The organism is Desulfobaculum sp. (genome assembly GCF_054921475.1).
In genome coordinates, this window is the sequence record NZ_JBUDSW010000144.1 from 1 (window position 1) to 9151 (window position 9151).

Genomic DNA, 9151 nt, shown 5'->3' on the forward strand with positions numbered 1-9151 from the left:
TCTCAAGGGTATCATACCCTTGAGCCGCCGGAGGCACTGCCTTTCTTTCTTTCTTTCTTCTAAACGGTCTCGCTCACGTGCAGCACGTCGTTTTTACGGCGGAGTTTGGTGGTGATGTCGTTGGGGCCGGAGGTTTTGAGGAGGTAGCGCAGGTGGCCGAGGTTGGCGTCGATGGCGTGTTGATACGGGTCGTGGTCGAGGCCGAAGCGGTGGAGGAAGTGCAGCCGCATGAAGCGTGTAACGGCGCCCAGGTCGTGGTCGAGGCGTGGCCGGACGACGTTGTGGTAGAAGGGCGCGGTTTTTTGGAACAGGTCGCGCTGGGTGACGTAGCCGGGGATGCGGGCTTCCTGAAATTCCTTGAAGAGGAGCGGCAGTTTTTCGAGGTACTTGCGGTCGGCGAGTTGGGCGATGAGGTCGGCTGATCCGACGATGAGCCCGGCGTCTTTGGCGTCCGCTGTAGGGAAGGCAATGTCTGCTGGTGTAAGGGCGAGGCGTGTGCAGTCGATGGCGCTGGCGATGGCGTCGCAGGTGTGGGCGGGGACGGCGTGTGTGGCGAGAAGGCTGCGCATGATGGCGATGGAGCGGTCCTCGTGCCCGATGGTGTGTTTTGCGCCGGTGCCGCTGGTGTCGGTTTCGTCCTGCAGCATGCCGGAGTCGTGGAAATAGGCGGCGACGACGGCGACTGTGAACAGATTGGCGGACACGGTGCGTGTGGTGCTGATGCCGTGCACAAGGCGCGCGGAGGCGAGCACGACGGAGAGGGTGTGCTCCAAGTCGTGGTAGGGCGCGGTGCTTTTGCGGTAGCCGGGCATATCGCCGCGGAACAGGCGCAGAATCGTGGCGTGGGTGTCCGTGATAATGCTGGGAAGATGCCCGAGGCCGCAGTCGGCGTGCAGGCGCTTGACTTCACGCAGAATGGTGGCGGTATCCGGTGCAATGGTGCTGTTACTCAGGGCCGGAGCGGTGTGCGTGTCAGTGGTCTGGGGCATGATTCTTCCAGTTCGGACGGAGGAATGAACGATGGCGGCGCTGCTGGGAGCGCCGCGGCTTCTGGCCTGAAAAACCGCCCGGAAGGCAGGTTTGCCATGTAGGTTATCCTATATCGGTTGTGAATGCAAAAGGTCTTATGTAGTGGGCGTTGCGGGGGATTTTGGTGGCGCAGAAAGGGCCGCCCGCCGAGGTGGCGGGCGGGGGCTATTGAGGGGAAATGGGCGGGACGAGATGCGTGGCGGTGAGGGCCTGCTTCATGTCGTCCAGCGCTTGCGGAAGAGATATGATGAAGGCGCGAATTTCGTCCCGGACGCGGGCGTAGTGGGCGAGGGCTTCGGCTTCTGTTGCGGCGTTTTGGGCGAGCTGAGGCGGGTCGTCAAACCCGCGGTGCACAACGGTGGCCCGTCCGGGAAAGCGGGGGCAGGTCTCCTTGGCGTTGCCGCAGAGGGTGATGACATAGTCAAAATTGAGGTCCGGGAGTTCCTCAAGGGTTTTGGAGGACTGCCCGGAAATATCCACTCCGGCGTCGGCCATGGCGCGGACGGCAAGGGGATTGAGGCCGTGCTTGACGATGCCTGCGCTTTGGGCGTGGATGACCGGGGCCTTGAGGTGCCGGGCAAAGCCCTCGGCCATCTGGCTGCGGCAGGAGTTGCCGGTGCAGAGGAACAAAATGCGTATGGGAAATGGTGGAACGTTCATGGGCAGGAGGGTACAGAGGCCGTGTTACGGCTTTGTGACGGGGCGGCCTTGCAAATGGAGGGAAGCTGTGCAAGCTAGGTCAAGCACACTGTGTGAGGAATCCGGAATAAGGAAGACCTGAGACATGTATGAGATTTTTGCAGTTGCTGCGGCGCTGGCCATGGACGCCTTTGCGGTGTCCGTTGCGGCGGGGGCGGGAATGGGCACCCGGTCGTGGCGCCCTGTGGCGCGCCTTGCGTGGCACTTTGGCCTGTTTCAGGCGATGATGCCTGTTGCCGGGTGGTGGATGGGGTTTTCCGTCCGCGCGGGTGTTGAGAATTGGGCGCATTGGTGCGCTTTTGGCCTGTTGTTCCTTATTGGCGCGCATATGTTTGTGGAGGCCTTGAAGGACGAGTGCGAATGCACGGACACCGACCCGACGCGCGGGCTGTCGCTGGTGATGCTCTCTGTCGCCACCAGTATTGATGCGTTGGCGGTGGGCGCCAGTTATTCGTTGATGGGGCGTCCTATCCTTCTACCCGCAGTGATTATTGGTGTGGTGGCGTTTGTGTTTACTGCCGCTGGCGTATGGGGCGGCCGTCTCCTTGGGCAGTCGTGCTGCCTTGGGCGCTACGCCGGTATGGTCGGCGGCGTCACCCTGATGGGCATTGGCGTGAACATCCTGCGCGAGCACGGAGTCTTCTCGGCTTTGCTGTAGCCCGCCTTTTCTTTCTTCTCCCGATTTTTGTCTTTCCCCTCTACTCCCGGCGTGGTGTTTGAGGTATGCTAGGAAGTGTGTCCGCACTGACCGGTCCTGTCTTTGCGTGAAGCGTACTGGGAGGCATACCCGTTGAGGCCCCGCGACGAATCGATTCTGGAACACGCCGCTATTCCTGCCATGATTGTGAGTGGCGAGGGCATTGTCCTGTGGGCCAATGCCGTCGCGCGGGAGCAGTACGGCCTGCGCGAGGACGACCCGGATGGCCTTGCTGGGTTTGGCGACGCCATTGTCCCGTATCCTGCCGAAGCGCTGAGCCATGTGTGGAAGAGCGGAGCCTTTGCCGTGGAGGCCCAGCACACGGTGGACTCGCGGGTCTACAACGTGGAGCTTGCCGTTTCCCCTGCCAAGTGGGGGGAGAAAAAGGCCATGCTGTGCCTGGTGCATGATATTTCTGTCCGCAAGCAGGTAGAGGCCACACTTATTGAAAGTGAGCGCCGCTGCCGCGCCATTATTGACAACGCGCAGGAAGGCGTCTTCCGCCTCGCCCCGCATGGGCGGGTGCTCCGGGCCAATCCAGCCCTTGCGCGGATTCTTGGTTTGCCATCTCCCCATAAAGTTATGGAGCTTTCCGGGCTGTCGGCGATGTTCGTCCGGCCGGAGGAGTTTGACAAATTCATCGCCGCCTTGGCGCTTGACGGGGTGGTGAGCGATTATCAGTGCCAGATGCAGCGCGCGGACGGGACGCGCATTCTGGTGTCCATGGACGCGCGGGGGCTTGAGGATTCCGAGGGGCGATTCTTCTGCGCGGAGGGCTTCCTGCGGGATATCACGGAAATGGACGCCGCCGTGCGGGGGCTTGAGTACCGCATGAAGCTGGAGGCGCTGGTCTCGCAGTTGACGCGGCGCTTTGTCAGCGACAGGGGCAGCGATATCAATGCCGTCATCCGCGACGCGCTGCAACAGATTGGCGAGTTTGCGCAGGTGGACCGGTGCTGCGTGTTCCGGCTGACGCAGGATGAGCGGCACATGGTGCAGTCGTACACGTGGCGCGAAAAGCAGACCACGAAGTGCCCGGCATCCGCGCGGGACGTGGCGCTGTCCGTGATTCCGTGGTGGGTCGACACGCTTAAGGCGGGGACGCGGGTGGTGCTGGCCTCGCTGGATGATGTGCCGCAGCAGGCGCGGGGCGAACGCAAATGGCTGGAAAAACGGCAGGTGAGCGCCCTTGCCGCTGTACCGATGTTTACCGGAGGCAAATGGGTTGGCTGCATGACCTTTGAGCGGCTGACGGGCGGCGTGTTGTGGTCGGAGGGCGATTTGCGGCTGTACGAGGCCTTAGCGGACGTCATCAGTAGCGCGCAGGAGAGCCGCCGGGTGGCCGAGCAGTTGGCGCGCAGTGAGGAACGCAACCGTACTCTTGTGGAAAACATGCAGGAGGGGTTGATTATTACGGATGCGGAGCTGCGCATCACCTATGTGAACCGCCGCGTGTGCGAGATGCTGGGCAAGGCGCGGCCCGAGGTGCTGGGCGAAAAGGTTTTGGAATTTTTGGATGAGGCGAATCGCGAAAAGATGCTGGAGGAGCACGAAAAACGCCAGATGGGCAGCTCCGAGAGCTTTGAGCTGACCTGGGTTGGGCCAGAGGGGCGCGAGGTGTTCTCCCTTGTGTCGCCAACGCCGCTGTTTACGGAGGAGGCGGAATTTGAGGGCGCGTTTGCCGTGGTTATGGACGTGACGGAGCGCAAAAAGCTGGAGAGCCAACTCCTGCAGGCGCAGAAGCTGGAGTCCATCGGTCAGTTGGCTGCGGGCATCGCGCATGAAATCAACACCCCGGCGCAGTATGTGAGCGACAATTTGCGCTTTGTTAAGGACGCGTTTGACGACGTCATTGGCGTGCTGTCGGCGTGCCGCGCGGCGTCCAGCACATGCACCAGCGGCACGGAACAGGAACGGGCGCAGGCCGCGGGCAAGATGATTGAAACTATGGAAGAGGCGGACGTGGACTACCTGCTGGAGGAAGTGCCCGCCGCCATTGACCAGACGCTGGACGGTGTGGACCGCATCGCCGTCATTGTGCAGTCCATGAAGAAGTTCGCCCACCCCGGCGAAAGCGGCAAGGTGGGCACGGATTTAAACGACGCCCTGCGCAATACCATCACCGTTGCCAGCAACGAGTGGAAGCAGGTGGCGGATGTGGAATACAACCTTGATGACGCCCTGCCGCCGGTAACCTGTTACGCGGCGGAGCTGAATCAGGCGTTTTTAAATTTTGTGGTGAACGCCGCTCAGGCCATAGAGGCCAAGGTGGGCGCCACCGGAGAACGGGGGACGATATTTGTGTCCTCGGCGCAGGCGGATGGCGGCGTGGAACTGCGTTTTCGCGATACGGGCACCGGCATGCCGGAAGATGTGCGCAAGCGGGTGTTTGATCCCTTCTTTACCACCAAGGAGGTGGGCAAGGGCACGGGGCAGGGGCTCGCCATGGCACACGGCATTATTGTGGAGAAGCACGGGGGCAGGCTCTCCGTGGAAAGCAAGGAGGGCCAAGGTGCGGAATTCATCATCTGGCTCCCTTTGGATGAGTAGACCGGAAGGAGACCCAGTCGTATGAGCAGACGGATTCTCTTTGTGGATGACGAGTCCAATGTCTTGCAGGGGCTGCGGCGCATGCTGCGCCCCAAGCGGCAGGAATGGGACATGGCCTTCGCTGCCAGCGGCGAGGAGGCGCTTCGTCTGTTGGACGAAAAGCACTTTGACGTGGTGGTCACGGACATGCGCATGCCCATGATGGATGGCGCGGCGCTGCTGCACGAGGTGATGGAGCGCCATCCCGGGGTGGCGCGCATTGTGCTGTCCGGCCACTCGGACCTTGACCTTGTGGTGCGCTCTGTCCTGCCTGCACATCAGTACGTCTCCAAACCCTGCTCACCGGAAAAGCTGCAGGATGTCATCTCCAAGGCGCTGGAGGTGCAGGACATCGTTTCCGTGGACACCCTGCGCGAGATGGTGTCGCGCATTGAGTCGCTCCCGTCGCTTTCCGAGGCATACCACCAGCTGACGGAGGAGATGAACAAACCCGAGCCGTCCATTGCCAAGGTGGGGGAAATTATCTCGCACGACATCTCCATGAGCGCCAAAATCCTCAAGCTGGTGAACTCGTCGTTCTTTGGGTTTGCGCGGCATATCTCCAGCCCGGAGCAAGCTGTGGCGCTCCTTGGACTCAAGGTCATCAAGGCCCTTGTGCTGTCCGTGAATATCTTTTCGGAATTTCACAGCGAGGAGCTGCGGCAGTATTCGCTGTCCGGCCTGTGGGACCATAGCATGCGGGTGTCCACCCTGTGCCGCGACATTGCGGCGATGGAAAAAATGGACGCCAAGATGCAGGACGAATGCTTTATTGCGGGCCTGCTGCACGACGTGGGCAAGCTCATCCTCGCGTCCACATTTACGGACCGGTACAACTCCATGCTCACGCAGGTGCGCGAGCAAAACCGCGTGGTGCGGTGGATGGAATTCGAGACCTTTGGCACCACGCATGCCGAGGTGGGGGCCTATCTGATGGGGCTGTGGGGCTTGCCGGATGCGGTGGTGGAATCCATCGCCTTCCATCACGCGCCCATGTATCCGGAGCGCGGTCTGAGCACCGTTGGCGTGGTGCACGCCGCCAATTGGCTGGACCATGCGTATTATGTCCTGCACAGCAACTACGCCATCCCGGAGCTGGACGAGGAATACCTGCGCGTTGCGGGTGTTGGCGACAGGATAGAGGCATGGAAGGAGCTGGTGGTGTCACCGGAAGAGAGGGAGGAGCATGGCGACGAAGAAACATAGAATCCTCTTTGTGGATGACGACACAAATCTGCTCGCCGCCTACTCGCGCCAGCTGCGCAAACGCTACGACGTGGAGACGGCAAACAGTGGGGTGTTGGCGCTTCGGACCATCGCGGAGAAAGGCTCGTTCAGCGTGGTGGTGTCGGACTTTCGCATGCCCGGCATGGACGGATTGCAGTTTCTTGCCGAGGTCAAAGACATGCTTCCCGATGCCTCGCGCATTCTCCTGACGGGGTATGCGGAGCTGGACGTGGCCATCAAGGCGGTGAATGAGGGGAATATCTTTCGCCTGCTCACCAAGCCTTGCCCGCCGGAAATCCTTGTGCGGGCGCTGGCCGATGGCGCGCGGCACTACGAGCTTATTATTTCTGAGCGCGAACTGCTGGAGGAGACCCTCAAGGGCAGTGTGGCTATGCTGAGCGATGTGATGTCCGTCATCCGGCCCGATGTGTTCGGGCAGGTATCGCGCATGACGCCCTACGTGCGCAAGCTGGCCATCATGGTGGAGGACCCCAATCCGTGGCGGACGGAGACGGCGGCCATGCTTTCGCTGCTGGGCTATATCACCCTGCCGGAAAAGCTGGTGCGCCGCGTGAACCTTGGCCGCCAGCTGAACCCCGGCGAGTACGCCATGTTTTCGGAGCATACGGACATCTGCGCCCGCATTGTTACGCGCATTCCGCGTATGGAGGAGGTGGGGCGCATCATTGCCTATCAGGACAAGCTCTTTGACGGCAAAGGCCTGCCGCAGGACTCCGTGGCCGGGGAGCTTATCCCCCTTGGCTCGCGGATTATCAAAATCGTGCTTGATTTCGACAGACTCCAGCAGGCGGGGCAGGACAAGCAGGAGGCCTATTCGTCGTTGACCAAGCGTGGCGGCTGGTACGACCCCAAGATTTTGGAGGCGTTCAAGAAGCTGCTGGGTGATGAGGGGCGCTTCTGCGTGCGGCAGGTGGCGATTGATAATTTGCAGGAAAATATGGTGCTGGCCGAGGACGTCACCCTGGAGCGCAACGGCAAGTTTATCCGCGTGCTGGCGCGCGGACAGGAGATGACGCGGGTGAGCATTGCGTACCTGAAGAAGTACCACCAGAATTTTGGCATCAGCAATGTCGTCAAGGTGCTTATCCCGTGGGAGGAAGAAGGTGGAGAAGGCGGCGAAAGCATGGAGGATGTGCAGGCGCCGCCCGAAGACGGCTAATGAGTGGAGGCTGGCGCGCCGGTGGCGTGCCCGCGCCGAGGGGCCATGCGCACGGGCGCGGGCTGGCGGGGGGCGTTAAAGCGGAAGGGCGCGGCGGCTGAGGGCGTGGGCCATAATGGAAGAGGCCGCACATGGCGCAGCAGAGGGCTGCCATGTGCGGCGCTGTGTATTTGAAGGGCTAAACTTCCTGAATGGGGTGGACTTCGTTGCAGTAGTCGTCCCACTCCGCGCACGTGTTTGCCAGGTCCTCCACGTGCTGTTTGCCGCAGGAGGCGCAGGTGAGCTGTACCTGCGGTGCGCGGCCTTCCAGTTCCTTGCGCGCGGGGCGTCCTTCCAGCTTGTCCTGCGTGCGGCCTGTCAGCTCTTTGTTGACGTCGTCCGGGGAGGCTTCCAGCTCTTTGAGTTCGCGGGCGGTGAGTTGCAGGGTGGCGTCCTTGCCGCATAGGGGGCAGTGGGCTTCAAGGGTATACGTCTTGGTCATACATCCTCCGCGTTGTGCGTGCCGGGCTGTTGTGGCGCGCTGTTCGCCGTGTGGCGGCCTGCTGTTTTGGGCAGGGCGCGCCGGAGCGGCCGGGTGATGGTTCTGCAAGTACGCACTCATCATTGCGGACAACGAAGGCGCGGTCAACCCTGCCAAGGGGCGGCCGCCCTTTTGCCCGCCGCTCCCCCAAACCGGGGAAAAAGCGCCATTGCGGCTGTTGCCACAGGGTGGGGGAGTGGTTACATATGGACTCTTGCGCCCAAAAATGGGCGCGTGGAGTGATAGACATGGATATAGAAACAACCGACGCCCTCCATCAGGATGGGGGGCAGCGTGAAGGCGGATTGTCCAAGGGCGTGTTGTATGTCGCCGTGGGCACCGTCTTTTTCAGTTTGGCCAGCGTCCTCGTGAAAACGACCGGACAGCGCCTGCCCTTTATTGAGATTGTTCTCGGGCGCAGCGTGTTCGGCATTATGCTGTGCTGGTGGCTTATGCGCCGCAGCGGCGCGCCGTGGATTGGCACGCACCATGTGCCGCTGCTTCTGCGCGGTATTTTGGGCTTTGGCGGCCTTGCCGGGTCGTTCTACGCCATCACGCATATGCCTCTTGCGGACGCTATTGTGCTCTTTTACTGCAACCCGGTCATCGCGGTGCTGCTGTCCTTCGTCTTCCTTGGCGAGCGGATGGACAGGCGCGCCATGCTGTGCATCCCGCTGTGCCTTATGGGCGTGGTGCTGGTGACCAAGCCGCCGTTCCTTTTTGGTGCGGGGGCGGTGGAAATCTCCGGGCTGGCCTACGCCGTGGCCCTGCTTGCCGCCGTGTCCGTGGCGGGCGCGTATGTGAGCATGCACCACCTTGGCGGGCGCGAACATCCGCTGACCATTGTGGTGTATCTGTACATTGTGTCCGTGCCGTGCGCGCTGCTTGGCAGCCTGCCGGTATGGGTAACGCCAAACCTGCTGGAAATTACGATGATGGCGGGCATTGGCGTGTTGACGCAGGTGGCCCAGATGTGCCTGACGCGCGGACTGGCTATGGAATCCACAGGAACGGCCACCGCAACGGGCAGCCTGCAAGTGGTGTTCACCGCCATATGGGGCATGCTGTTCTTTGGGGAATTCCCCGATGGATTGGCCTTTTTTGGTGCAGGGTTCATCATCCTGAGCACCCTGATCCTTTCCGGCACCATCCGGTTGCCCCGCCGGCGCCAGCGCGCGTGCTGACTGGAGCGGCGCGGTAACGTGTCATA

Annotated in this window: 8 protein-coding genes; 5 read left to right on the forward strand and 3 right to left on the reverse strand. The window is 61.6% G+C overall.

What is annotated here, in order from left to right:
• Positions 1 to 59 precede the first annotated feature (59 nt).
• Together ACY69P_RS10365 and ACY69P_RS10370 are read right to left on the reverse strand one after the other, a co-directional pair.
• Positions 60 to 989, reverse strand: a complete 930-nt coding sequence (locus ACY69P_RS10365) for a hypothetical protein (RefSeq protein ID WP_462327408.1) — start codon at positions 987 to 989, stop codon at positions 60 to 62.
• Between the two features lie 205 nt (positions 990 to 1194).
• Complete coding sequence (locus ACY69P_RS10370; protein WP_462327409.1) at positions 1195 to 1689, reverse strand: arsenate reductase ArsC; 495 nt, start codon at positions 1687 to 1689, stop codon at positions 1195 to 1197.
• Between the two features lie 124 nt (positions 1690 to 1813).
• Here ACY69P_RS10370 and ACY69P_RS10375 point away from each other — a divergent pair, with 124 nt between their 5' ends.
• The 4 genes from ACY69P_RS10375 to ACY69P_RS10390 all read left to right on the forward strand — a co-directional run bounded on the left by ACY69P_RS10375 (position 1814) and on the right by ACY69P_RS10390 (position 7421).
• Positions 1814 to 2386 (forward strand): manganese efflux pump MntP, encoded by a 573-nt coding sequence (locus ACY69P_RS10375; RefSeq protein WP_462327410.1) that lies wholly within the window; start codon positions 1814 to 1816, stop codon positions 2384 to 2386.
• Between the two features lie 132 nt (positions 2387 to 2518).
• On the forward strand, positions 2519 to 4975 hold the full coding sequence (locus ACY69P_RS10380) for a PAS domain S-box protein (protein ID WP_462327411.1): 2457 nt from the start codon (positions 2519 to 2521) through the stop codon (positions 4973 to 4975).
• Positions 4976 to 4996: 21 nt separating this feature from the next.
• The gene (locus tag ACY69P_RS10385; protein ID WP_462327412.1) at positions 4997 to 6220 is read left to right on the forward strand and encodes an HDOD domain-containing protein; all 1224 of its coding nucleotides are present in this window, start codon (positions 4997 to 4999) and stop codon (positions 6218 to 6220) included.
• Positions 6201 to 7421: an HD domain-containing phosphohydrolase gene (locus ACY69P_RS10390; protein ID WP_462327413.1), complete on the forward strand. Its 1221-nt coding sequence runs from the start codon at positions 6201 to 6203 to the stop codon at positions 7419 to 7421. The genes ACY69P_RS10385 and ACY69P_RS10390 overlap by 20 nt, the downstream gene beginning before the upstream one ends.
• Before the next feature lie 178 nt (positions 7422 to 7599).
• Here the strand turns inward: ACY69P_RS10390 and ACY69P_RS10395 are convergent, their stop codons facing one another.
• Positions 7600 to 7902 carry a hypothetical protein gene (locus ACY69P_RS10395; protein ID WP_462327414.1) on the reverse strand — a complete coding sequence of 101 codons (303 nt, stop codon included), beginning with the start codon at positions 7900 to 7902 and terminating at the stop codon, positions 7600 to 7602.
• Between the two features lie 287 nt (positions 7903 to 8189).
• Here ACY69P_RS10395 and ACY69P_RS10400 point away from each other — a divergent pair, with 287 nt between their 5' ends.
• Positions 8190 to 9125: a DMT family transporter gene (locus ACY69P_RS10400; RefSeq protein ID WP_462327415.1), complete on the forward strand. Its 936-nt coding sequence runs from the start codon at positions 8190 to 8192 to the stop codon at positions 9123 to 9125.
• Positions 9126 to 9151: the final 26 nt, after the last annotated feature.

Coding starts and splice junctions, on each gene's coding strand:
- ACY69P_RS10390 (WP_462327413.1), top strand. CDS start 6,201: ATGGCGACGAAGAAACATAGAATCCTCTTTGTGGATGACGACACAAAT.
- ACY69P_RS10385 (WP_462327412.1), top strand. CDS start 4,997: ATGAGCAGACGGATTCTCTTTGTGGATGACGAGTCCAATGTCTTGCAG.
- ACY69P_RS10375 (WP_462327410.1), top strand. CDS start 1,814: ATGTATGAGATTTTTGCAGTTGCTGCGGCGCTGGCCATGGACGCCTTT.
- ACY69P_RS10400 (WP_462327415.1), top strand. CDS start 8,190: ATGGATATAGAAACAACCGACGCCCTCCATCAGGATGGGGGGCAGCGT.
- ACY69P_RS10395 (WP_462327414.1), bottom strand. CDS start 7,902: ATGACCAAGACGTATACCCTTGAAGCCCACTGCCCCCTATGCGGCAAG.
- ACY69P_RS10365 (WP_462327408.1), bottom strand. CDS start 989: ATGCCCCAGACCACTGACACGCACACCGCTCCGGCCCTGAGTAACAGC.
- ACY69P_RS10370 (WP_462327409.1), bottom strand. CDS start 1,689: ATGAACGTTCCACCATTTCCCATACGCATTTTGTTCCTCTGCACCGGC.